The sequence below is a fragment of the Marinomonas foliarum genome (genome assembly GCF_016906065.1).
In the GTDB taxonomy this organism is placed as follows: domain Bacteria; phylum Pseudomonadota; class Gammaproteobacteria; order Pseudomonadales; family Marinomonadaceae; genus Marinomonas; species Marinomonas foliarum.
This window is the reverse complement of record NZ_CP070273.1, coordinates 228,308-251,084: the sequence shown is the minus strand read 5'-3', so window position 1 is coordinate 251,084 and position 22,777 is coordinate 228,308. Positions and strand designations below refer to the sequence as shown.

The following is a 22,777-nucleotide window of genomic DNA, read 5'->3' as shown; positions in this document are numbered from 1 at the left end:
TTGCACTGACTTTCTTTAATCTTTTAGCTTGATAGAATGAACTTTCAATGCTGATGATGAGATTTCAGTGTGGTTAGAATGTATTTATGGTCATTAAAGGTATTAAAAAAGGACAGTTTGCATGACAGACTCAGGCTTCCGGCTTAAAGGAAGTGTCGTTACGACGGTTTTGTTGGAAATTCAGACATTTTCTTTAGATGGTATTGTGTTTCATCTAAAGGAAAAAATTGATCAAGTCCCGCATTTTTTTAATCAAGCGCCAATCATTGTCGATATATCGAAAATGAAGCGAGGCGTGACTGTGGGTGAATTTGAAGCTTTAATTCAGTCTGTGAGTGCGTTGGGTCTTGGGGTGATTGGTTGGCGGTGTGATCCGGATAACCTGCCTGTTTGGAGCGCCTCTGTCACTATTCCATTGTTGCCTGCCAGTAAAACGCGCCCAATTAATATTGCGCCCACTGTTAAAGAAGAATCAAGCCCTGATGTGGTGGTGAAAACCGTTGTAGAAGAACGTCTTGTGCCTCAATCAACTAAGGTCATTACTAAGCCTATTCGTTCCGGTCAGCAGGTTTACGCTGAGGGTGATTTGATCGTGTTGGCACAAGTCAGTGCGGGGGCAGAAGTGTTGGCCGATGGCAATATTCATGTTTATGGCGCCTTAAGAGGGCGAGCGTTAGCAGGTGTAAAAGGCGATGTAGAGGCGCGAATCTTTTGTAAAAGCATGGAGGCTGAACTGGTTTCCATAGCTGGTAATTTTATGTTGAGTGATGCGTTGCAAAATATCGTTTGGAAAGACAGTGCGCAAGTGTTATTAGTTGACGATAGTTTAGAAATCGTACCGCTTTAAGATTATTATTCATTTAATTATTTGGATAAATTCAGGTGAATTTATTGGGGGATATGGAATTGGCAAAAATTATAGTAGTCACCTCAGGCAAGGGCGGTGTCGGTAAGACAACATCCAGTGCCGCTATTGGGACTGGTATTGCGTTGAAGGGTCATAAGACGGTCATTATCGATTTCGATGTAGGTTTGCGTAATTTAGACTTGATTATGGGTTGTGAACGACGTGTTGTTTATGACTTTGTGAATGTCATAAACAAGGAAGCGACTCTGTCTCAGACCTTGATTAAAGACAAACGTACGAAGAACTTGTTTATTTTGCCGGCTTCCCAGACACGCGATAAAGATGCGTTGACCATTGAAGGCGTACAGGAGGTCCTTGAGGAGCTCTCCAAAGAGTTTGACTATATTATTTGTGACTCTCCAGCGGGCATTGAAAAGGGTGCTCAAATGGCACTGTACTTTGCTGACGCAGCCATTGTAGTAACAAACCCTGAAGTATCTTCTGTGCGAGATTCAGATCGTATCTTGGGGATTCTACAAAGTAAGTCTAAGCGAGCTGAGGATGGAAAAGCGCCAATCGAGGAACATCTACTTTTAACTCGTTACCACCCAGGGCGCGTTGCATCGGGTGAAATGTTAAGTGTGTCTGATGTTGAAGATATCTTGGCGATTCCATTGCTAGGTGTTATTCCTGAATCGGAAGCCGTATTGAAGGCGTCTAACCAAGGTACGCCTGTCATTTTGGATACGGAGTCTGAAGCTGGTTTAGCTTATATGGATGCGGTTGATCGTTTGATGGGGGAAGAGCGTCCATTGCGCTTCTTAGAGATTCAGAAGAAAGGCTTCATCAAGCGTTTGTTAGGGGGTTAGAGTGGGAATTTTTGATTATTTTAAAAGTAAAAGTGCTCCTAGCTCGGCGTCAGTAGCAAAGGATCGTTTACAGATTATTGTTGCTCATGAACGCAGTAAGCGTCATCAGCCGGATTATTTGCCACAGATGCAGCAAGAAATTATTGATGTAATTCGTAAGTATGTGAATGTAGGCAGTGAAGATGTGCAGATTCAGCTGGATAATACGGACGACTGTTCTGTTTTGGAGTTAAATGTCACTTTGCCAGAACAAAATTAGCGTAAAATTATAGTTCTTAGCTTTAGTAATTTATAAAGCGCCAAGCAAGGTCATTGATGTAGGTCTTGTTTGGCGCTTTTTTATGTTTAATTTTATCTGTTTAAACAGCATTGTTTTACTCACGTTTTCATGGGTGTATTATTTACGCTACTTGCTTGTTTCTGATTAAATTTTTCCATAAGAGTAAAGTTGATGCTGCGTTTTTCCCTTGGTGTGGTGGCTATTTCAGTTCTGCTTTGTGCCTGTAGCGAGCCTAAACAGGTCGTTTCTCAAGCTAAGCCTACACATTCCACTGCTGAGCTTCCGATTGCGATGACAGACCCTAAGGCAATGTTAGGTGCACAGCTTTTTTTTGATACTAACCTGTCTAAAGAGCGTAATCAGTCTTGTGGAACTTGCCACGATATAGCAAACGGCTTTGTAGATAAAAGACCGGATGCACTCCTAGGTGCCGTTTCTCTAGGCAGTGATCGCTTATCCATGGGTAGTCGCAATACGCCGACTGCAGCCTATGCTGCTTTTGCGCCTTCTTTCCATCGTATGTCTAATGGTGAGTATCGTGGTGGTCAATTTTTAGATGGTCGTGCTTCTGGATTGTCTGAGCAAGCAGAAGGACCATTTTTAAACCCTTTGGAAATGGCATTGCCAGATGGCGCTGCTGTAGTAGATCGAGTAAAAGAAAACGAACGCTATGAAGAGTTGTTTAATGCTGTTTATGGGCAAGGTGTTTTAGATGACCCTATTAAGGGGTATAAAGCCATTACCGATTCAATTGCGTCCTTTGAAATGACTGCCATGTTTATGCCATTTGATTCTAGATACGATCGCGCTTTGCGTGGTGAGGTGAAACTCACGCCTCAGGAAGAGCTTGGTAAAACACTATTTTTCTCTCAGCAGTTTACGAATTGTAATGCATGCCATCAGGTGAATACATCACAGCTTAATCCTCAGGAAACCTTCACCAACTATGAATACCGTAACATTGGTGTTCCTGCTAATCCTGATGTCTTGTATCAAAATGCTAGGAAGGATCTAGGATTATTAGATAATCCAGCTATCGATGATGATAAACAATCCGGCAAGTTTAAAGTGCCTTCTTTACGAAATGTTGCTGTGACAGGGCCGTATATGCATAACGGTGTGTTTACTGATCTGCGTACCGTGGTGCTTTTTTATGATAAATATAACAATCCTACGCGTAAGGTTAACCCTGAAACAGGGGCGCTTTGGGCGAAGCCTGAAGTGTCAGAAAATATTGATTTAGTGAATTTGGAAAAAGGACCAGCGTTATCTGATCGGAGAGTTGATGCCATTGTGGCTTTTCTGAAAACCCTAACTGATCAGCGTTATGAGTCTCTGCTTACTGACCAATAGCGGGTTATAGTCCTAATCCTTATAGTTTTTAGCTTGAACTCCTTATTGTTTTTATTGATAAAACTGGCCTGTTGGTCAAAATTTTATTACATTGATCCTTTCGTAAATATTTTCATATTTAGTATGTGTTGCTTGAATTTTAAGGGTAGATCTAATGAAGTATGTTCCACTTGGCCGAACTGGCTTAGAAGTTTCACGTGTATGTTTGGGTACTATGACTTGGGGTACTCAAAACAATCAATCTGATGCTGACGCGCAAATTGAGTATGCATTAGCAAATGGTGTGAATTTTATTGATACTGCCGAGATGTATTCTGTTCCGCCGACAGCAGAGTCTTATGGTAAAACAGAGGCCATCATTGGCGATTGGTTGTCTCGTCACCCTGAGCGCCGTGAAGAATTTATTCTTGCTACCAAAATTGCTGGGCCTGGTCTTAAGTATGTTCGTGATGGTAGTAATATTTCTGGAAAAACCGTCATTGAGGCTGTCGATGCCTCTCTAGCGCGTTTGCAAACGGATTATATTGATCTTTATCAGCTTCATTGGCCTAACCGTACAACACCGCATTTCGCAAAGCATTTTCCTGGTGTAATTAGCTTTACCGATGTTGATCGTGACGATCAGTCAGCACAAATTCTAGATATTCTTCAAGGCCTAGATGCTTGCATTAAAGCGGGTAAAATTCGCCACTTCGGTCTGTCTGATGATACGACTTGGGGCATTAATGAGTTTATTCGTCTAAGTGATAAACATGGTTTGCCTCGAGTGGCCTCTATCCAAAACGAATTTAGCTTGTTGCACACAAAAGACTGGCCTTATTTGGTTGAAAATTGTGTGCATGAAGATGTTGCGTATTTACCTTGGTCAGCCTTGGCTGCCGGCGCTTTAACAGGTAAATATCTTGGTGGTGCTCGCCCTGCAGGAAGTCGTTGGACGTATGCTCAGCGTAACGGTATTTTCCGTGATACAGATTTGGTTGAAAAAGCTGTATCTGCTTATATGGAAGTCGCTAAGAAACATGGTTTCACTCCTGCACAGCTCGCCTTGGCTTGGTGTGACCAAGTGGATGGAGTTAGCTCAACAATCATTGGTGCAACATCTATGGATCAACTTAAAGAAGATATGGCAGCCTTTGATATGACTCTGTCTGAAGAGGCGTTAAAGGACATTATGGCTGTCTATAAAGAATATCCAGTACCGTTTTAGTTAGTGGTTCCTGTTTTAAAAAAAGCGCCTATAGGGCGTTTTTTTGTGTCTATAAATTTATTTTTTAGGCAATAAAAAACCCGATGTACTTTGTACATCGGGTTTTTATAGATATTAGAAAAAACTAGTAATTAGTTCTTTTCTTTTTCTTTCTTCTCTTTAATCGCTGCAATTACTGTTTCAGCAACGTTAGAAGGACATGGTAGGTAGTGAGAGAACTCCATAGAGAACTGACCACGACCAGATGTCATCGTACGTAGAGTACTGATGTAACCGAACATTTCAGAAAGAGGTACGTCTGCTTTGATGCGAACACCAGTCAAACCTTTCTCTTGGTCTTTGATCATGCCGCGACGACGGTTCAAATCACCGATAACATCACCTACGTGGTCATCTGGAGTGAACACGTCAACTTTCATGATTGGCTCGATCAATTGAGGGCCGGCTTTTGGAATTGACTGACGGAAAGCGCCTTTAGCTGCGATTTCGAAGGCAATTGCAGAGGAGTCAACTGCGTGGAAACCACCGTCAAACAACTCAATTTCAACGTCTAGTACAGGGAAACCAGCTAGAACGCCTTCTTCCATCATAGACTTAAAGCCTTTTTCAACTGCTGGGAAGAACTCTTTTGGTACGTTACCACCGACAACAGAAGAGCTGAATGTGAAGCCAGAACCCACTTCACCTGGTTTGATGCGGTAATCGATTTTACCGAATTGACCAGAACCACCAGACTGTTTCTTGTGCGTGTAAGTGTCTTCTACAGGCTTAGTGATAGTTTCACGGTAAGCAACCTGTGGTTGACCAACAATAAGATCAACGCCGTAAGTACGCTTCAAGATATCTACTTTGATATCTAGGTGAAGCTCACCCATGCCTTTAAGAATGGTTTCGCCAGAATCTTGGTCAGTTTCAACGCGGAATGTTGGATCTTCTGCAACCATTTTACCGATTGCGATACCCATTTTCTCGTTGCCACCTTTATCTTTTGGTGTAACAGAGATAGAGATAACTGGCTCAGGGAAGACCATTGCTTCAAGAGTACAAGGGTGCTTAGGATCACATAGAGTGTGACCAGTTTGTACGTTTTTCATACCAACGATTGCTAAGATATCACCAGCTTGTGCTGTGCTGATTTCTTTACGATCGTCAGCTTGCATTTCAACCATTCGGCCTACACGTTCAGTTTTGCCCGTGAAGCTGTTAAGAATAGTATCGCCTTTGTTAAGTACGCCTGAGTAGATACGTACGAAAGTAAGAGCGCCGAAACGGTCATCCATGATTTTGAATGCAAGTGCTTTTAATGGCTCTTTAGCGTCTACGATTGCTTTTTCGCCATTTGGATTACCTTCTTCATCAGTAAGATCCTGAGGGATTACGTCAGTTGGGCTTGGTAGGTAATCAACAACAGCGTCAAGAAGAAGTTGCATGCCTTTGTTTTTGAAAGCAGAACCACAGTATGTTGGGAAGAACGCAAGGTCACGAGTACCTTTACGGATACAAACTTTTAGGTCGTCAATAGATGGCTCTTCGCCGTCCATGTACGCCATCATTAGGTCGTCATCTTGTTCAACCGCTGTTTCGATTAGCTTTTCACGATATTCTTCAACTTGATCAACCATGTCAGCTGGAACATCTTCAATGCTGTAGTTTTCTGGTTGACCAGAATCATCCCAGATGTACGCTTTGCGAGAAAGTAGATCAACAACACCAGAGAACTCATCTTCAGTACCAATTGGAAGAACCATGATAAGAGGAGTCGCACCAAGTACCTTTTCTACTTGCTCTGTTACGCGGTAGAAGCTTGCACCTAGACGGTCTAGCTTGTTTACGAAGATCAAACGTGCAACTTCAGATTCGTTCGCATAGCGCCAGTTAGTTTCTGATTGTGGTTCAACACCACCAGAACCACAGAATACACCAATGCCACCGTCAAGAACTTTAAGGGAACGATATACTTCTACTGTGAAGTCAACGTGTCCAGGTGTGTCGATAACGTTAAAACGGTGATCTTTCCAGAAACAAGTTACAGCCGCAGACTGGATGGTAATACCGCGCTCAGCTTCTTGTTCCATGAAGTCTGTTGTAGATTCACCTTCGTGAACTTCACCAAGCTTGTGGATCATACCGGTAAGTTTAAGAATACGTTCTGTAGTAGTAGTTTTGCCCGCGTCAACGTGAGCAAAAATACCGATGTTTCTGTATTTTGATAAGTCAGCCATTACATTACTCTAAATAAGTGAGGACGAAATTTGCGCGTTAGTATACAAGACTTTTTACATATGTAGCCAAGTATTTCGCGCTATTCTATTATATTTTATGTGACTAAAGAAAGAGGCAATAGAAAAGCATTTTATAAATGTGGCTTAAGGTGGCTTGGGGGTGTTTGAAATTGCAGTTAAAACACTAATCGCGGCGTAATTTATCCGAAATGGCGATTGGGTTTGGGAAGTTGAGTATCACTATATAAGTTGACATGGCAAAGCTTAAAATTGCTGTAGCTTGAATGACGTGTGATGCTTCTTGTCCAATTAGTCCTATGTTTGCCGCTAAATAGGCAATGAGTAGTGAAAATTCACTTACTTGGCCTAATCGAAAGCCGACTTCCCATGATGTGCTGGCATCTTCTTTGATGCCTTTTAATAGGTAGCGAAAGACGACAGGTTTAATGAGCATAGAGCTAATGGCGAGAATTAAGGCTGGCAGAATGACTAGCCCAAGCAGGTCAAGGTTGAAACTTGCACCAATAGAAAAGAAAAAAAGAATTAAGAAAAAATCCCTTAACGGTTTTAAGTGAGTGGCGATGTATTGGGAAATTGGGCTAGTGGCCAAGGCGACACCTGCAATAAAAGCCCCCATTTCTGCAGAAAGCCCTGCTGTTTCGGCAAGAACTGCCATAGATAGACACCAACCAATAGACACTAAAAATATATATTCATGGAAGCGGTCAAAGCGTGATATTAACTTCAATAAAATGTATTTCACAAATAAGAATGCGCCAGTCACAAGAAGTGGCAGGGCGATCAAAGGTTTTAAGTATTGCATTATTGTACTGTCGTCTGCGCTAGCGGTGCTGTAAAGCACAAGCAAAACAGCGATGGCGATCATGTCTTGTAGTAGCAATAAGCCAACAACGAGCTCACCAGTATGTTTGTGGTGCAAGGCTGTTGTGGGGAGGAGCTTTATACAAACAATGGTGCTTGAAAACATCATGGCAATGCCAATAATGAAACTTTCAATTTGGCTATAACCATAGAGAATGGAAACACTAAACCCCAGTATGGCAAAAGCGATGGAGCTGAGTAGGGCAATCCATGATGCTTTTTTGAGCATATTTATTAGGTGGCTTGGCTGCATGTCTAGGCCAAGTAGGAAAAGTAAGAAAATGATGCCGATGTGGCTCATTTCATCCATTAGTTTGGGTTCATTGATTAAGGAGAGTGCCGAAGGACCAAGTAAAATGCCAAGTGCTATATAAGCGATAATCATTGGTTGCCTTGTATACAAGGCAATGGAAGCAACGATAGCGGCTCCAGCAAATATTAAAAAGAAGGAGTGTACTATCGATGATTCCATGAGTTTGGCTCCGTTATTACCAGGAACCTGTACCAGTTTTTTTGCGTCTCAGCATAGGCGCCAAGATGCCTAGTAGTAAGCCTCCAAAAAGCGTTGCTCCGCCAATCATGAACCACTTTTGTTCAGTCGTATCTTGGAGCCTTTCTGCTTTGGCAACAGCAATGTCGGTTTGTTGCTTAAGGCTTTCAATTTGATAACTTACATCTTGATTTTGAGCGACGATAGCTTGCGCTTTCTTCGAAAGAGTTTCTGTATCTTCAAGTTGTTGTTTCAATTCTTGGTTTTCATTTTGCAGCGTTGCGTTGGTGTTGTTAAGATTTTGGATTTTTTGTTGGCTAGCTTTTAAGGCGTTCGCTATTTCTGTGCGGGTTTCATTGCTTCTATTGAGTCTAGTTTGAAGGTTGTCGAGCTGATCTCTGCTGACCATATCTTCGCTTAAAAAATAATCGGCAACCCAGCCTTCATTTCCGGATGGCGTGCGAACTTTTGTGTAGCCATCGCTTTGTTCAAGAGTTTCTAGTGGTGTACCACTTTTTAGCCCTCTTTCAACCGCTCTTGTGCTGTTGTCTAAACCTTCTCGGATAGCAACAAATTGAATGTCAGAAATGTATACCGTGGCAGAGTGCACAGTGGCAGAGAGTAGTGAACCAACAATTAGGCTCATGATGCGTTTCTTAGACACGTTAAGTTCCTTTAACAATCAATTACTTTATCTTGTTTATACGATAATGATGAGCGGGGGATTGCGCAATAGAAAAGGCCATCGTAATGGCCTTTTATCGTGATTTTATTGAAAATGTTTTGTCTAGCGACGCAAGAACAGCGGTCTAGGCTCTGAAACATCGCCTTGATAAGCAATACTAAAAGGCTTATGAAGCGCTAATGCTTTCTCTAGGTCAACTTCTTCATTGAACTGAAAGCTATTAAATCCGACTCTAATAAGAAAGCCTAGTTGGTCTGGAATGAAATTACCAAGGGCTCTGATTTCGCCTTGGTAATTCAGTCTTTCTTTTAGTAGGCGAGCGTAACTAAAGCCTCTACCGTCAGTAAATGCTGGAAAGTTGATTCCTATTACTTGGAATTGCTTTAGGTCGACATCCTGTAAGAATTCAACTCCATCGCCAGCCTCTAGCCAAATGCCAGCAATGTCTCCAATAGAATCTTTATCTGCCAGCCACTTTTGTGCAGGAACAATGCTGTTTGCGGTGGCGGCTTGTTCTGCGTCTTGTAGCCAGTAGTATGTGTTGTCGACTATTTCGCCGTTCTTAATTAGCTTTGGCATAAGCGGCCTCTTTAAATGGTGTGATGCCAACGCGGCGATAGGTGTCGATAAAGCGCTCTTCTTCAGAACGGTTTGCAACATAAACATTCATGAGCTTTTGAATAACGCTACTAATTTCTTCTTGAGCGAATGATGGGCCGAGTATTTTACCAATACTTGCATCGTGGCCAGAAGCTCCACCAATGGAAATTTGATAGAACTCTTCACCTTTCTTGTCTACACCCAGAATACCTAGGTTGCCAACATGGTGGTGACCACAAGCATTCATACAACCGGAAATGTTTAAATCGATGTTCCCAAGGTCATAAAGGTAATCAAGATCATTAAATGTTTCTTGGATCTGGGCTGCAATCGGAATGGACTTGGCGTTGGCTAGTGCACAGAAGTCACCACCTGGGCAGCATATCATGTCAGTTAGCAAACCAAGAGTTGGTGTGGCGAAGCCAGCTTGTTTGGCGGCTTCCCAGAGATCGACAAGTTGCTCTTGGCGAACATCAGCAAGCACTAGGTTTTGTTCATGGCTTACGCGTAATTCACCGAAACTGAACTTGTCTGCAAGGTCTGCTGCTTTTTGCATTTGCTCGGCTGTAGCATCACCTGGAGCTTGGCCCGCTTTTTTCAGCGTTAGTGTGACGATTCGGTAGCCTGCTTGCTTGTGTTCGAAGGTGTTGCGTTCAAACCAGCGTGCGAAGCCTGCACTGCTAGCTAGCTTGCTTGTGAGAGCTTCTGGGTGGTTAGTTAGATTGTCGTAAGCAGGTGCAGAGAAGAAGCCAGCAAGTCGATCGAATTCGCTCATTGGTACTGTGCTTTCTTTGCCTTTCAAATGAGCCCACTCAGTATCAACACGTTTACGAAACTCTTCAATCCCTAGCGCTTTAACTAGTATCTTGATGCGAGCTTTGTATTTATTGTCTCGGCGACCTTGTTGGTTATAGACGCGGATAATGGCGTCTAAATATGTTAATAGATCTGCGCGTGGAGTGAATTCACTAATGGTAACGCCAACCATTGGGGTACGGCCTAAGCCACCGCCAACGATTACTTTAAAGCCAATTTCGCCCGCTTCGTTCTTTTTGATGTGCAAACCGATGTCGTGTACTTGTGTCGCTGCGCGGTCAGATGATTCGGTGGCATTTACCGCAATCTTAAATTTGCGTGGTAAAAAAGCAAACTCTGGGTGGAAGGTTGACCATTGGCGAATCAGTTCGCAGTATGGGCGCGGATCAACTGTCTCGTCAGAAATTACACCGGCATATTGATCCGTTGTTGTGTTACGAATACAGTTGCCACTTGTCTGAACCGCGTGCATTTGAACTTCTGCTAGTTCTGCCAAAATATCTGGCACATCCTCTATCTTAGGCCAATTTAACTGTAAATTCTGACGAGTACTGAAATGCCCATATGATTTGTCATAGCGGCAGCTAATATCAGCCAATTTACGTAATTGAGCACTAGAAAGCATTCCGTATGGGATAGCAATTCGTAGCATAGGTGCATAGCGCTGTACATAAAGGCCGTTTTGTAAGCGTAAAGGTAGGAACTCTTGTTCGCTTAGCTCGTTATTCAAATAGCGGCGTGTCTGGTCGCGAAATTGCGCTACGCGTTCCTCAACAAGCTGTTGGTCAATGGCGTCGTATTGATACATAGTGAAGTGAACCATGGTTAATAAATTTTAGTATCTCTCATATTAGCAAAGATCCTTTATTCTAAAAATGAATATTTATCTATATCTTTAGCGGTTTTCCTAATAAGGCTTATTAGAATTAGTTGAGTTGAAAGAGGTATTAGAGTTCAGCGGAATATAAAGGAAAAATACCCTACTTTTTTACTTGGTCTTTGGCTTTGTGTGTCATCTGCTGTAATATGGCGAGTATTGATCGTTGTATAGATTTAGAAAGGGTTATTATGAATATTACAATTACGGATGGTGCCCAAGAATATCTTTCTTCTTTGCTAGAAAAACAAGGAGTTGAAGGTATTGCGGTGCGAATTTTTATTCAGCAACCAGGTACGCCTTATGCTGAAACTTGCCTTGCTTACTGTCGTCCAGATGAAGTAAATGAGACGGATGAGATTTTAAACTTACCCAAGTTAAAAGTGTATATCGAAACGAATTCGGTAAACTTTTTAGATGAAGCTTTTGTTGATTACGCTACTGAAAAAATGGGTGGTCAATTAACGATTAAAGCGCCTAATGCGAAAATGCCAAAAGTAACGGCAGACAGCCCAATTGAAGATCAAATCAATTACGTGCTTTATTCGGATATTAATCCAGGCCTAGCAGCCCATGGCGGCGAAGTAAGTTTGCTTGAGGTTGTCGATGGAACAATTGCTGTATTGAAATTTGGCGGTGGTTGTCAGGGGTGCAGTGCGGTTGATTTGACGCTTAAAGAAGGCGTCGAAAAGACCTTGATAGAGAAAGTGCCAGCTTTGACGGCAGTGAAAGATTCGACTGACCATAGTGTGACAGATAACGCTTTCATGTAAGTTTGTCTTATTGGTGTTATAAGAAAAAGGGAGTTGCTATATAGCGACTCCCTTTTTTGTTGGATGGTTTTCTATCCAGTATGTTTACCCACGTTGGCGTTGTGGTAAAACATCACGTAAAGCATTCGCCATGTCGGTTAGTGCCTTTTCTGTCGTTTCCCAATCAATGCACGCATCAGTGATAGATACACCGTATTCTAAATCGCTCAAATTAGCTGGCACTTTTTGATTTCCCCAGCCGATGTTACTCTCGATCATTAGGCCCATGATAGACTGGTTGCCGTCAAGAATTTGTTGTGTGGCGCTTTCTGCCACAGTGACTTGACGCTCTGGCTTCTTGCTAGAGTTTTCGTGAGATGTGTCTACCATTATGTTCATTTTTAGTTTGGCTTTAGTGAGTTCTTGCTCAGCTTCAGCGACAAACTCTGCTTCATAGTTTGGTTTGCCACCACCTCCACGGAGAACAACGTGACCATAATCGTTACCTTTGGTGTTCACTACAGTCACTTGACCTTCTTCATTAATACCTAAGAATGAATGAGGGTGGGATACAGATTGCATGGCGTTGATAGCTACAGTTAATCCGCCATCTGTACCGTTTTTAAAGCCCACAGGGCCTGATAAGCCAGATGCCATTTCACGGTGAGTTTGTGACTCGGTTGTACGTGCGCCAATCGCAGACCAGCTTATAAGGTCTTGGATATACTGTGGCGAAATTGGATCAAGCGCTTCAGTGGCAAGTGGCAGGCCATGCTCGGCAAGGTCAATTAGCAACTTGCGGCCAATACGTAGGCCTTTGTTGATATCAAAGGTGCCGTCTAAATTTGGATCGTTGATTAAGCCTTTCCAGCCAACAGTAGTGCGCGGTTTTTCAAAATAAGCGCGCATAATGATATATAGAGTGTCATCTAGTTTTTCAGCTAGCACTTTTAAGCGAGCAGCATAATCTAATGCAGCTTGTGGGTCGTGAATAGAGCAAGGGCCTATTACGATCGCTAGGCGATGATCTTTGCCATCCATGATATTTTTAATTGTGTCGCGGGATTCCGCTACATGGCTGCTAATATTTTCGTTTACTGGCAGCTCTTTTTTTAATTGGCTCGGTGTTACCAAAGAGGTAAAAGAGGCAATATTTAAGTCTTCAAGACGCTTGTTACTCATTGCGGGGTTTCCTGCTTTTTTGCTTTTAGTTATAGCTGTTTACAATATCGTGTTTTTCGCTTTGAATGAACCGCTAAACCTGCATTTTTTAATTTTTTAAAAGAAAAGATATTTCACGCCAAAAGACAATAAGGCGGTTGCTAAAACGGGTTGTAATACGTGATTAGGGACATGGCTTGCGATACGGGTGCCAATATAAATGGTAGGGATGGAGCCGATTAATAGAGCTGCAAGCAAGGTGTAGTCGACATTTCCTAAGAAAATGTGACCAATGCCAGCAACAAGGGTGAGCGGTACTGCATGAGCAAGGTCCGTTCCTACTATATTTTTTGCTCTCATCGCTGGGAACAACACCATCATAATAGCGGTGCCTAAGGCACCAGCACCTACGGACGTTAGGGTGACTAGGATGCCTAGAACGAAGCCGCAGAAAAAAACGACTTTCGTGCTCTGCTTCTCGGATAAGTTAAAATTTAGCTTACTGGTGAGCTTTGCTCTGAATACAATGACCGCTGCCGTTAGGACAAGCATGATTCCAAGTGTGCTGGTAAGGATTTCTTGGTAATGGTCTGGTTTGTCAAAACGAGATAGTGCCCATACGGTTATAAAGGAGGCAGGAATGCTTCCCGCTGCCATGGCAAACACTATCTTCCAATTTACATGGCCTCGTTTAGCATGCATTACCACACCGGTGCTTTTCGCTATGCCTGCGTACATTAAGTCTGTGCCAATGGCGATATGAGGAGGGAAGCCAAACATCAATAAAAGAGGCGTCATCAGTGATCCACCGCCAACACCCGTTATACCAACAGCTAAGCCAACCGCTGCACCAGCACAAATGTACCAAATAAAATCCATTAGAACGCCATATAAAGTTGATTTAAGCTGGCAACACTAGATCTTTTTTACTATTCTATAAAGTAATATTTTATTATGTTTTTAACTCTTTTTCGAATAAGGGCGATGATGAAGTTACAGCAGCTTAGGTATATATGGGAAGTGGCGCGTCATGACTTAAATGTTTCTGCGACGGCACAAAGTTTATATACGTCACAACCTGGCGTCAGTAAGCAGATTCGTCTTTTAGAAGATGAGTTGGGTGTGGAGGTATTTGCAAGAAGTGGCAAGCATTTAACGCATGTGACACCTGCTGGGGAAAAAATTATAGCATTGGCAGGAGAGGTGCTCAATCAAACCTTAAATATTAAGCGCGTAGCCAAGGAGTTTAGTGATGAGCGTAAAGGCTCGCTTGATATTGCGACTACTCATACGCAAGCTCGATATGCGTTGCCTAAAGTAATAAATCAGTTTATTGATGGCTACCCAGACGTTACTTTGCATATGCATCAGGGTACACCGATGCAGATTGCTGAAATGGCGAATGATGGAGTTGTAGACTTTGCTATTGCAACGGAAGCGTTGGAGCTATTCGGTAATTTGGTGATGTTACCTTGTTATACATGGAATCGGTCGGTTGTGGTGCCAAAAGATCACCCTTTGGCTAAGGTCAATAAGCTGACATTGCAGGCGTTAGCTGAGTACCCTATCGTGACTTATGTATTTGGCTTTACAGGTCGATCGCAGTTGGATCAGGCATTTCAAGACGCTGAACTTGAGCCTAACGTTGTTTTTACAGCGGCGGATTCAGATGTTATTAAAACCTATGTACGCTTGGGATTAGGTGTGGGTATTGTGGCTTCAATGGCTCATGATGAATTACAAGACGCAGATTTGGTTGCATTGGATGCGTCGCATTTGTTTGCGGATAGCTGTACAAAAATAGGTATTCGCAGCAATACTTTTATTCGCGGTTATATGTATAAATTTATTGAGTCATTTGCACCGCACCTTACAAAAGACGTTGTGATGGCGGCAATGGAGGCGGGAAATCGACAGGATGTTGAATTGTTATTTAAGGATATAGAGCTTCCTAGGTACTAACGTTTTGATATCTATTAAAAACCGCAACATATTGGTGTATGTCGCGGTTTTTGCTTTTAGACTGCTCCATGCGATTATTTTTTTAGTTTCGCTGCCATTTCTGCAATGCGTTTTCCTTGCGCTTCACAAAGTGCTTTTTCATCATTGGTAAGTGATGTTTCGCTTGTGCTGTTTGCTAAGTGGCTTGCGCCATAAGGTGTTCCGCCAGCTGCGGTGCTGATGAGTTCTTTGTTTTTGTATGGTAAGCCGAGCCAAACCATTCCATGATGCAATAATGGCGTCATCATACTGTGCAAGCATTGTTCTTGGCCGCCGTGCATGGTGCTTGCGCTAGTGAAACCACACGCAGGTTTATCGATCAGTTGACCTGTTAACCAAAGTGTCGAAGTTTGGTCGATAAAATGTTTGAGTGGTGCTGCCATGCTGCCAAAATAGGATGGTGAACCGATTGCAAGTCCAGAACAATCCGCCAGTTCCTCTAATGTGCAATATGGCGCGCCATCATCTGGTAATGGGGGGGTGGCAATCTTTGTTGTATCAGACACATCCGGTACTTGGCGTATCTTTGCTTCTACGCTTCCTGCTTTATTGATGCCGCGCGCAATGTATTTTGCCATTTCTGCGACGGAGCCATGTCGGCTGTAAAATAGAACAAGTACGTAAGGAGGCTGGGGCATTGGGTGATTCCTGTTAAGTTATGCTTATTTATTCAAATAAGGCCAAGACATCTTCTGGAGGGCGACCAATTTTGGCTTTGTTTTTATGAATGACAATAGGGCGCTCAATTAAACTTGGGTTTGAGTGCATGGCTTGTAAGCGTTCTTCGTCAGTAGATTCTTTGCTTAAGCCAAGTTCTTTGTAGATGGCTTCTTTGGTGCGCATAAGCTCAAGTGGTGTAATAGAGAGTTGACTGAGCAGTGTTTTAATTTCTTCAATGCTAGGCACATCTTGTAAATATAAGCGAACATCAGGTTGAATGTTGTTTTCTTCTAGAAGTTGTAGAGTCTGTCGGGATTTCGAGCAGCGAGGGTTGTGGTAGATGGTGGTCATGTACGCACTCCTGTTTACGATTTGCATAAAAAAGCCTAACGGAAGTGAAGGCTTCCGTTAGGCTTGGCGGGGTTATTTCTTGTCTAAGATGAAACCGACAGCATCAGCAATGGCGATGTCTTCGTTTTCGCCTGCTTTGCGGTATTTGTATTCCAGCGTGCCTTTTTCTAGCCCTTTATCGCCAACAACTAAGCGGTGAGGAATGCCTAGTAATTCACAATCGGCAAATTTAACGCCTGGGCGTTCTTTGCGGTCATCTAGTAATACGTCTAAGCCTTTTGCTTTAAGTTCGGTGTATAGTCGATCACATTCGGTTCTTACCGCTTCTGATTTGTCGTAGTTCATTGCAACGATAGCGACGTCGAAAGGCGCAATGCTTTCCGGCCATAAGATGCCTTTGTCGTCGAAGTTTTGCTCAATCGCAGCAGCAACAATACGAGAAACACCAATGCCGTAACAGCCCATGTGCATGACCTGAGCTTTACCGTTCTCATCTAAAACTGTGGCTTTAAGTGCTTCAGCATATTGTTGGCCAAGTTGGAAAATATGACCTACTTCGATACCGCGCTTAATGACGATTGTGCCTTGTCCGTCTGGAGACGGGTCGCCTTCAACCACGTTACGTATATCTGCCACTTCAAATGCGGCACAATCACGCTCCCAGTTTAAGCCGGTAAAGTGGTAGTCATCTTTGTTTGCACCAGCGCAGAAGTCAGACATCACTGCAGCAGAGCAGTCGGCAATAACGCGAATGCCTTTTTCTGCCAGACCCTTTGGTCCGATAGAGCCAGGTGCGCAGCCTGTTTTCGCAACAATGTCGGCTTCATCTGCGAACTCAAAAGGAGTGACTATACCTGCTAGTTTTTCTACTTTGATTTCATTGATGTTGTGATCACCGCGTAACACAAGGGCTACGATGCTTGGTTGTTCATTCTCATCTACAGCTTTTATCAGCATAGTTTTAACTGTGCTGGTTACGTCTAGTTTTAAGAATTCAGCCACTTTTACTATGGTTTTGCAGTCTGGCGTGAATACTTCAACGATGTCTTGTGTTGGAGCGTCGGCTTTTTCTTTTAAGCATACTGCTTCAGCAAGCTCGATGTTGGCTGCAAAGTCAGATGAATCGCTGAATGCAATGTCATCTTCACCTGAATCCGCTAATACGTGGAATTCATGTGAATACGCGCCGCCAATACTACCGGTATCTGCTCGAACTGGACGATAATCAAGGCCAATACGGTCAAATACGTTGCAGTAGGCTTTATGCATGATGTCATATGTTTCTTGCAGTGATTCAGCGCCAACGTGAAATGAGTAGGCGTCTTTCATACAAAATTCGCGTGAGCGCATTACGCCAAAGCGAGGACGTACTTCGTCGCGGAATTTTGTTTGAATTTGGAAGAAGTTCATTGGTAGCTGTTTGTAGCTGGTTAGTTCGTTGCGCGCAAGATCCGTGATGACTTCTTCGTGAGTTGGGCCAAGGCAGTAGTCACGACCATGGCGATCTTGAAGGCGAAGCAGCTCAGGGCCGTATTTTTGCCAGCGGCCTGTTTCTTGCCATAATTCAGCTGGCTGGACACCTGGCATTATTACTTCAAGAGAACCTGCTTTTTCCATTTCATCGCGAACAATGTTCTCGACTTTGCGGAACACCTTTAGACCTGTCGGTAACCAGGTGTATAGCCCCTTTGATATCTGGCGAATCATGCCAGCGCGGACCATTAGTTGATGGCTTGTGACTACTGCGTCAGTCGGGGTGTCGCGTAGGGTAGAAAATAAATAGTTGCTTGCGCGCATAATAATATGGGTACTTTAAAGTTGAATGATTAAAGTTAAATTACAAAAAAAGCCTTATCCGGCGAACCTGGGTTCGGTTTGGCCTTTTACATTAGTTTCAATTGAAAATATTCCTCCTGCTTGAGGAAATTTTATAAGTTCTTCGTCTGTTTGTGCGCCACGGCAAGTACTTATAAAGAGAGTTTTCATTTCTGGTCCACCAAAAGCTACCATGGTTGGGTAGGTTGCTGGAACCGGGTACTCTTCTAAAATTTCACCTGCAGGGTTGATTTTGACGATACGCTGCCCTTGGTAAAGGGCTGACCAGTAATTCCCTTCGCTGTCTACAGCGGCGCCATCTGGGCGGCCGTTGCCATGGGGGAATTCAATGAATACGCGTTTATTGGTGGCTGAGCCTGTTTTTAAATCGTAATCAAATTGATAGACCACATGGTTAGGCGTGTCCGAATAATACATGATGGTACTGTCAGGTGAAAATGCTAAGCCGTTAGAGGTCCAGGCCGCTTGATCGATAAGCTTTTCTTGACCGTTACTAAATTGATGTAGTGCACCGTTAAACGCATCTTTTGGAGAGTACATGGTGCCAGCTAAGAAACGGCCTTTTGCATCGCAGCGACCATCATTAAAACGAGTTGTTTTTTGGTCGTAATTAGCAAGCCAATAAGGTTTTAAGTCTGCGTGTAAATCTTCAAATGTATATACACCAGAACGAAATGCGGCGATGAAGCCGCCGCTGTCGGATAGCGAAAAGCAGCCAATCTCTTCATTAAATTTACGGTGTGTAAGGCTCTTTGATTCTGTGTTGTAAGCGTATAGTATGAAAGAATCTATATCGACAAAATAGAGCGTTTGAGTGCGTTCGTCCCAACGAGGACATTCGGCTAATTTTGCTTGTACGTCCACGGCACATTGCATATCAGTCATGCGGGCTCCAAGTCTCTGAGAGTTTTAAAAAATAGGGTGCTATAGTGCTTATTAAAGCCATTTTTGTAAATAGGGAGATGTAAAGATGTTTGAGTTAAATCCCGTGTTAGGTCGTGATTCTATTCTTGTAGGGCACTTTTCCTTGTGTCAGCTTCGTATTATTAATGACGCTCAGTTCCCTTGGTTTATTCTTGTTCCTCAGAGAAATGATATTAGTGAAATTTATCAGTTGGTCGAAGAGGATCGTCAGCAATTACTATTGGAAAGCTGTGTGTTGGCTGAGGTTTTGCACGATGCCTTCTCAGCAACCAAGCTAAATGTTGCCGCGCTTGGCAATCAGGTGCCGCAATTGCACGTCCATCACATTGTCCGCTATAAGACCGATCCTTGTTGGCCTGACCCTATTTGGGGGAAAAACAAGGCTGTGCCATACGCTCAAGCAGAATTGGCTGAAATCTTGCAGAAGGTTCAATCATTACTGAGCGATGAATTGACGTTACCGAGTGATGGAGCCGAGCTTTACTATTAAACGAGCAAAAAATTCATAATTATTGAGTGATAAGCTAACTTTGGAAAGCGTGTTTTATGAGCATACGAAAAAGGAAGAAGGTCATACAAAAGGTTGTTAAGTTACTTAATTTAGCGACGTCTACTAATTCAAGTGAATCTACTGTGGCTTTGCGTCATGCAGAATCTTTAATTAGGCAATACGAGATTGCTCAGCGAGAGCTACCTATTTTGCAATTGTGTGACCGTTCTATGCTTTACCGAGTTAGTTGGGGTGGTGCAGCTCCCAGATACGTTAAAGAGCCTACTGCAAAAACATCATCTGAAAGTTCGGTTTATCAGCGTCGATTTAGTGAAAAAACTAATGATCCAAGTAGGGCTTATGAATCCGCCCGTACTATTCTGGATGATTTAGAGTTCACCGCCTTTCAAGGAACTGAAAACTCTTCTTTTAGTGGGCAGCAACCTTCAGAGGCTGAGCCTGACCTTGACGATTGTGTTGCTGAACATAATGATGAGTTGGATTGTAATTCGATTGATGAGAACGATATGGTTGTAGATGAAGTTTTGGATGATGTCGAAGTAGCTCGCAGTGAAGAGTCGTTTGCCTATACATCTACAGATAACGTAATTAATGCAACTAATGCTTTTCGCCCGAGTAGTAGTGAATTTACCGAAACGCTTAAAAATCAATACGCAACCAGTGATCCAGCTGTGCCATTCGCAGAAGATGCATACTGGTCAAAAGTCTATGAGAAATTAGCGGATTTCGATGAGGCGCAAACTCAAGCTCAAATAGAGATGCTTGATAAGCAGCTTTTGTTGGCAGAAGAAAGCTTGCAGATCAAAAAGAAAGAGCGCTATGAACAAGAGCAAACTGAAATACAGGAACGTGCTGAACGCGCTCGAATAGAGCAAAGTTTTGAGGAGGCAATCGAACGCGCGTTTCAGGCGAGAGCAAGATCCTATGAGTCATGGGAAGAGCGTTGCACTAAAGTTCGATTGGCTCGACTACGAGATGAGCAAGAAGCGGTGCAGGGCTATGATGCAATCAGTGATACTTTGATTAAGCATAAAGAGTCTTTTAAACAACACTTGCAGCGTAAGGAAGATTATAGAGCGGCTAAAATCATGCACGAGTTGCGCATGCATCTTGTGTTGGCGGTTTCTGTTGGGGAAGAAGCGACAGCTTCCTATGAAAAAGTGATTGAGATTATGGGGAGTAATGGTCTTTCTCTTAAAGATCTTGAGTTTTCAGACATTAAAAACAAGAGTTTATTTATTCGTCTGTTAGAGAGAGAGTCTGCATTGATTTCTGATGTACATGAAAGAGAAGTTCACACTGAGGAGATGCTAGATAAGTTCTTAACATCCAGTCTGACCAAGAAGGAATCTCGCTCTTCAGAAAATCCTATTCAACATATTCAGCGCTTGCTAGTGGCTGCTAATGAAGGTGGCCAATTTGAGACGCAAAAAAATCTAGAGCAGGTGATCTATCTGATGGACGCCAATGACATTGGCGTCAGGGATATTGGTTATGGCTTTATTAAAAAGTATTCGGTTTTTATTCGTTTGATTAACTGGGAGGCGGAGCGTATTACATCCTTGCCAGAGCGTGAGAAGTTCACCGCTCAAATACTGGAAGAGTATATTCAACATTCTGTTCAAAAACCAAAAACAGATAGAGAGCAAAAAGCCAATCGCTAGATTTTGATATCTCTTATTGCACTAACTTGTTATATAGCCCTCATTCATTTCATTGATGAGGGCTATATTTGTTTTAAATCCACCTTAACGCTTTCTTTGCGGGGCTGCATCTTTTACCATTTCATCTTTAATTGAATCGTAATTCTCAGCAGGAGAGAAGCATGAGTATTATTAAAGAAGATGATCTGATTGATAGCGTTGCTGACGCGCTGCAGTTTATCTCTTATTATCACCCTCTGGACTTTGTGAAGGCGGTACATGAAGCCTATGAGCGAGAAGAAAGTAAGGCTGCGAAAGATTCGATGGCGCAGATTCTTATTAACTCTCGTATGTGTGCAGAAGGTAAGCGCCCAATTTGCCAAGATACAGGTATTGTTACTGTTTTCGTTAAAATTGGTATGAATGTTCAGTGGGAAAGTACAAAAAGCGTTACTGATATGATAAATGAAGGTGTGCGTCGTGCTTATCTTCATCCAGATAATGTGTTGCGTGCCTCTATTCTAGCTGATCCTGCTGGTGCTCGTAAAAACACCAAAGACAATACGCCTGCTGTTATCCATATGGAAGTTGTTCCGGGCGATACGGTTGAGGTGCATGTTGCCGCTAAAGGCGGTGGTTCTGAGAATAAATCCAAATTAGCTATGCTTAACCCTTCTGATGATATTGTTGAGTGGGTTAAGAAAACGGTTCCTACAATGGGTGCGGGCTGGTGTCCTCCAGGGATGTTAGGTATAGGTATTGGTGGCACGGCAGAGAAGGCCATGGTTATGGCTAAAGAATCTTTGATGGAGCCAATTGATATTCATGAGTTGAAGGCTCGTGGTCCGAAAACGCGTGTTGAAGAGCTCCGTCTCGCAATCTTTGAAGAGGTTAATAATCTTGGTATCGGTGCTCAGGGACTTGGCGGTTTGACAACGGTTCTTGATGTAAAAATCATGGATTACCCAACGCACGCTGCATCTTTGCCGGTTGCTATGATTCCAAACTGTGCCGCCACACGTCACGCACACTTTGTGCTTGATGGTTCTGGTCCAGCGGACTTGGTTCCACCATCTTTGGATGATTGGCCGGAAATTACTTGGGAAGTAGGTGAGAGTGTTCGTCGAGTTGATTTGAATACCATCACTCCAGAGCAAGTAAAAGACTGGAAGCCGGGCGAAACTGTTTTATTGAATGGTAAGATGCTGACGGGTCGTGATGCTGCTCATAAGAAAATGGTCGAGATGATGGCTAATGGCGAAGAGCTTCCAGTCGATCTAAAAGGTCGCTTTATTTACTACGTAGGTCCTGTGGATCCAGTAAGAGATGAGGCTGTTGGTCCTGCAGGTCCAACCACGGCGACTCGAATGGATAAATTTACCCGAACAATTCTTGATAAAACTGGTTTGCTTGGCATGATTGGTAAGTCTGAGCGTGGTCCCGTTGCTATTGAAGCTATTAAAGAGTTTGGTGCTGTTTATCTAATGGCAGTTGGTGGTGCCGCTTATCTTGTCTCGAAAGCGATCAAAAAAGCTGATGTTATTGCTTTCCCAGAGCTGGGTATGGAAGCTATCTATGAGTTTGATGTTGTAGATATGCCAGTAACGGTCGCTGTAGATTCTGCCGGTACATCAGTTCATATTACGGGCCCTGCTGAATGGAAAGCGAGAATTGAAGCTCAGGCACTCGAGATAAAATAGTGCTAGGTTAGGTAGTTATTACTAAATGCTAAAGCCACTGCGTAATGCGCGCAGTGGCTTTTTTATTTAAAAGTGGTTGCATGGGGCTGAATTATCTGTATTATACACGA

General features: G+C 43.0%; 21 protein-coding genes. 10 read left to right on the top strand and 11 right to left on the bottom strand.

The genetic code is table 11. The annotated features are described in order from the left end of the window. The first annotated feature begins 121 nt into the window (after positions 1-121). From minC to JSY38_RS01205, 5 genes are all read left to right on the top strand, one after another. The gene (gene minC, locus JSY38_RS01225) at positions 122-847 is read left to right on the top strand and encodes a septum site-determining protein MinC (protein WP_114413062.1); all 726 of its coding nucleotides are present in this window, start codon (positions 122-124) and stop codon (positions 845-847) included. Between the two features lie 59 nt (positions 848-906). After that, entirely contained in the window at positions 907-1,716 is an 810-nt protein-coding gene (gene minD, locus JSY38_RS01220; protein ID WP_114413086.1) for a septum site-determining protein MinD, read from the top strand. Position 1,717: 1 nt separating this feature from the next. Further along, positions 1,718-1,975, top strand: coding sequence for a cell division topological specificity factor MinE (gene minE / locus JSY38_RS01215; RefSeq protein ID WP_205114846.1), 258 nt, complete (start codon positions 1,718-1,720; stop codon positions 1,973-1,975). 192 nt (positions 1,976-2,167) lie between these two features. Continuing rightward, complete coding sequence (locus JSY38_RS01210; protein ID WP_205114844.1) at positions 2,168-3,349, top strand: cytochrome-c peroxidase; 1,182 nt, start codon at positions 2,168-2,170, stop codon at positions 3,347-3,349. 154 nt (positions 3,350-3,503) lie between these two features. After that, positions 3,504-4,556, top strand: coding sequence for an aldo/keto reductase (locus tag JSY38_RS01205; RefSeq protein WP_114413060.1), 1,053 nt, complete (start codon positions 3,504-3,506; stop codon positions 4,554-4,556). A 131-nt stretch (positions 4,557-4,687) separates the two neighbouring features. On the opposite strand, the gene fusA is transcribed toward JSY38_RS01205, so the two are convergent. The 5 genes from fusA to JSY38_RS01180 form a co-directional block, all read right to left on the bottom strand. Further along, positions 4,688-6,778 carry an elongation factor G gene (gene fusA, locus JSY38_RS01200; RefSeq protein WP_205114842.1) on the bottom strand — a complete coding sequence of 697 codons (2,091 nt, stop codon included), beginning with the start codon at positions 6,776-6,778 and terminating at the stop codon, positions 4,688-4,690. Between the two features lie 184 nt (positions 6,779-6,962). Next, positions 6,963-8,132, bottom strand: a complete 1,170-nt coding sequence (locus tag JSY38_RS01195; RefSeq protein WP_114413058.1) for a cation:proton antiporter domain-containing protein — start codon at positions 8,130-8,132, stop codon at positions 6,963-6,965. Positions 8,133-8,148: 16 nt separating this feature from the next. Continuing rightward, entirely contained in the window at positions 8,149-8,814 is a 666-nt protein-coding gene (locus JSY38_RS01190) for a TIGR04211 family SH3 domain-containing protein (RefSeq protein ID WP_205114841.1), read from the bottom strand. Between the two features lie 123 nt (positions 8,815-8,937). Further along, complete coding sequence (locus JSY38_RS01185; RefSeq protein ID WP_205114839.1) at positions 8,938-9,414, bottom strand: DUF934 domain-containing protein; 477 nt, start codon at positions 9,412-9,414, stop codon at positions 8,938-8,940. Continuing rightward, a complete protein-coding gene (locus tag JSY38_RS01180) occupies positions 9,398-11,059 on the bottom strand; it encodes a nitrite/sulfite reductase (protein WP_205114837.1) in 1,662 nt (553 codons plus the stop codon). The genes JSY38_RS01185 and JSY38_RS01180 overlap by 17 nt, the downstream gene beginning before the upstream one ends. 260 nt (positions 11,060-11,319) lie before the next feature. On the opposite strand from JSY38_RS01180, the gene nfuA reads away from it, so the two are divergent. Further along, on the top strand, positions 11,320-11,901 hold the full coding sequence (gene nfuA / locus JSY38_RS01175; protein ID WP_114413054.1) for a Fe-S biogenesis protein NfuA: 582 nt from the start codon (positions 11,320-11,322) through the stop codon (positions 11,899-11,901). Positions 11,902-11,985: 84 nt separating this feature from the next. Here nfuA and JSY38_RS01170 read toward each other — a convergent pair whose 3' ends face one another. Both JSY38_RS01170 and JSY38_RS01165 read right to left on the bottom strand, forming a co-directional pair. Further along, positions 11,986-13,062 carry a 3-deoxy-7-phosphoheptulonate synthase gene (locus tag JSY38_RS01170; RefSeq protein WP_205114835.1) on the bottom strand — a complete coding sequence of 359 codons (1,077 nt, stop codon included), beginning with the start codon at positions 13,060-13,062 and terminating at the stop codon, positions 11,986-11,988. A 96-nt stretch (positions 13,063-13,158) separates the two neighbouring features. Further along, positions 13,159-13,920 (bottom strand): sulfite exporter TauE/SafE family protein, encoded by a 762-nt coding sequence (locus JSY38_RS01165; protein ID WP_205114833.1) that lies wholly within the window; start codon positions 13,918-13,920, stop codon positions 13,159-13,161. Between the two features lie 108 nt (positions 13,921-14,028). Here JSY38_RS01165 and cysB point away from each other — a divergent pair, with 108 nt between their 5' ends. Further along, entirely contained in the window at positions 14,029-15,003 is a 975-nt protein-coding gene (gene cysB / locus JSY38_RS01160; RefSeq protein WP_205116620.1) for an HTH-type transcriptional regulator CysB, read from the top strand. Between the two features lie 74 nt (positions 15,004-15,077). Here cysB and wrbA read toward each other — a convergent pair whose 3' ends face one another. The 4 genes from wrbA to JSY38_RS01140 form a co-directional block, all read right to left on the bottom strand. Further along, the gene (gene wrbA, locus JSY38_RS01155) at positions 15,078-15,680 is read right to left on the bottom strand and encodes an NAD(P)H:quinone oxidoreductase (RefSeq protein WP_205114831.1); all 603 of its coding nucleotides are present in this window, start codon (positions 15,678-15,680) and stop codon (positions 15,078-15,080) included. Between the two features lie 28 nt (positions 15,681-15,708). Further along, positions 15,709-16,053 (bottom strand): arsenate reductase (glutaredoxin), encoded by a 345-nt coding sequence (arsC, locus tag JSY38_RS01150; protein ID WP_205114829.1) that lies wholly within the window; start codon positions 16,051-16,053, stop codon positions 15,709-15,711. A 72-nt stretch (positions 16,054-16,125) separates the two neighbouring features. Continuing rightward, on the bottom strand, positions 16,126-17,850 hold the full coding sequence (locus JSY38_RS01145; protein ID WP_205114827.1) for a proline--tRNA ligase: 1,725 nt from the start codon (positions 17,848-17,850) through the stop codon (positions 16,126-16,128). Between the two features lie 54 nt (positions 17,851-17,904). Beyond that, complete coding sequence (locus tag JSY38_RS01140) at positions 17,905-18,774, bottom strand: SMP-30/gluconolactonase/LRE family protein (RefSeq protein WP_205114825.1); 870 nt, start codon at positions 18,772-18,774, stop codon at positions 17,905-17,907. An 85-nt stretch (positions 18,775-18,859) separates the two neighbouring features. Here JSY38_RS01140 and JSY38_RS01135 point away from each other — a divergent pair, with 85 nt between their 5' ends. From JSY38_RS01135 to JSY38_RS01125, 3 genes are all read left to right on the top strand, one after another. Continuing rightward, the gene (locus JSY38_RS01135; protein ID WP_114413046.1) at positions 18,860-19,303 is read left to right on the top strand and encodes an HIT domain-containing protein; all 444 of its coding nucleotides are present in this window, start codon (positions 18,860-18,862) and stop codon (positions 19,301-19,303) included. 56 nt (positions 19,304-19,359) lie between these two features. Continuing rightward, on the top strand, positions 19,360-20,988 hold the full coding sequence (locus tag JSY38_RS01130; protein WP_114413045.1) for a DUF2786 domain-containing protein: 1,629 nt from the start codon (positions 19,360-19,362) through the stop codon (positions 20,986-20,988). Between the two features lie 161 nt (positions 20,989-21,149). Beyond that, positions 21,150-22,667 (top strand): fumarate hydratase, encoded by a 1,518-nt coding sequence (locus JSY38_RS01125; RefSeq protein ID WP_114413044.1) that lies wholly within the window; start codon positions 21,150-21,152, stop codon positions 22,665-22,667. Positions 22,668-22,777: the final 110 nt, after the last annotated feature.

Excerpts from the sequence above, each read along its gene's own strand:
- JSY38_RS01145 (WP_205114827.1), bottom strand. The coding sequence starts at position 17,850 with ATGCGCGCAAGCAACTATTTATTTTCTACCCTACGCGACACCCCGACT.
- JSY38_RS01125 (WP_114413044.1), top strand. The coding sequence starts at position 21,150 with ATGAGTATTATTAAAGAAGATGATCTGATTGATAGCGTTGCTGACGCG.
- nfuA (WP_114413054.1), top strand. The coding sequence starts at position 11,320 with ATGAATATTACAATTACGGATGGTGCCCAAGAATATCTTTCTTCTTTG.
- arsC (WP_205114829.1), bottom strand. The coding sequence starts at position 16,053 with ATGACCACCATCTACCACAACCCTCGCTGCTCGAAATCCCGACAGACT.
- JSY38_RS01140 (WP_205114825.1), bottom strand. The coding sequence starts at position 18,774 with ATGACTGATATGCAATGTGCCGTGGACGTACAAGCAAAATTAGCCGAA.
- JSY38_RS01205 (WP_114413060.1), top strand. The coding sequence starts at position 3,504 with ATGAAGTATGTTCCACTTGGCCGAACTGGCTTAGAAGTTTCACGTGTA.
- JSY38_RS01165 (WP_205114833.1), bottom strand. The coding sequence starts at position 13,920 with ATGGATTTTATTTGGTACATTTGTGCTGGTGCAGCGGTTGGCTTAGCT.
- minC (WP_114413062.1), top strand. The coding sequence starts at position 122 with ATGACAGACTCAGGCTTCCGGCTTAAAGGAAGTGTCGTTACGACGGTT.
- JSY38_RS01195 (WP_114413058.1), bottom strand. The coding sequence starts at position 8,132 with ATGGAATCATCGATAGTACACTCCTTCTTTTTAATATTTGCTGGAGCC.
- cysB (WP_205116620.1), top strand. The coding sequence starts at position 14,029 with ATGAAGTTACAGCAGCTTAGGTATATATGGGAAGTGGCGCGTCATGAC.
- JSY38_RS01135 (WP_114413046.1), top strand. The coding sequence starts at position 18,860 with ATGTTTGAGTTAAATCCCGTGTTAGGTCGTGATTCTATTCTTGTAGGG.
- fusA (WP_205114842.1), bottom strand. The coding sequence starts at position 6,778 with ATGGCTGACTTATCAAAATACAGAAACATCGGTATTTTTGCTCACGTT.
- JSY38_RS01180 (WP_205114837.1), bottom strand. The coding sequence starts at position 11,059 with ATGTATCAATACGACGCCATTGACCAACAGCTTGTTGAGGAACGCGTA.
- JSY38_RS01130 (WP_114413045.1), top strand. The coding sequence starts at position 19,360 with ATGAGCATACGAAAAAGGAAGAAGGTCATACAAAAGGTTGTTAAGTTA.
- JSY38_RS01210 (WP_205114844.1), top strand. The coding sequence starts at position 2,168 with ATGCTGCGTTTTTCCCTTGGTGTGGTGGCTATTTCAGTTCTGCTTTGT.
- JSY38_RS01170 (WP_205114835.1), bottom strand. The coding sequence starts at position 13,062 with ATGAGTAACAAGCGTCTTGAAGACTTAAATATTGCCTCTTTTACCTCT.
- wrbA (WP_205114831.1), bottom strand. The coding sequence starts at position 15,680 with ATGCCCCAGCCTCCTTACGTACTTGTTCTATTTTACAGCCGACATGGC.
- JSY38_RS01185 (WP_205114839.1), bottom strand. The coding sequence starts at position 9,414 with ATGCCAAAGCTAATTAAGAACGGCGAAATAGTCGACAACACATACTAC.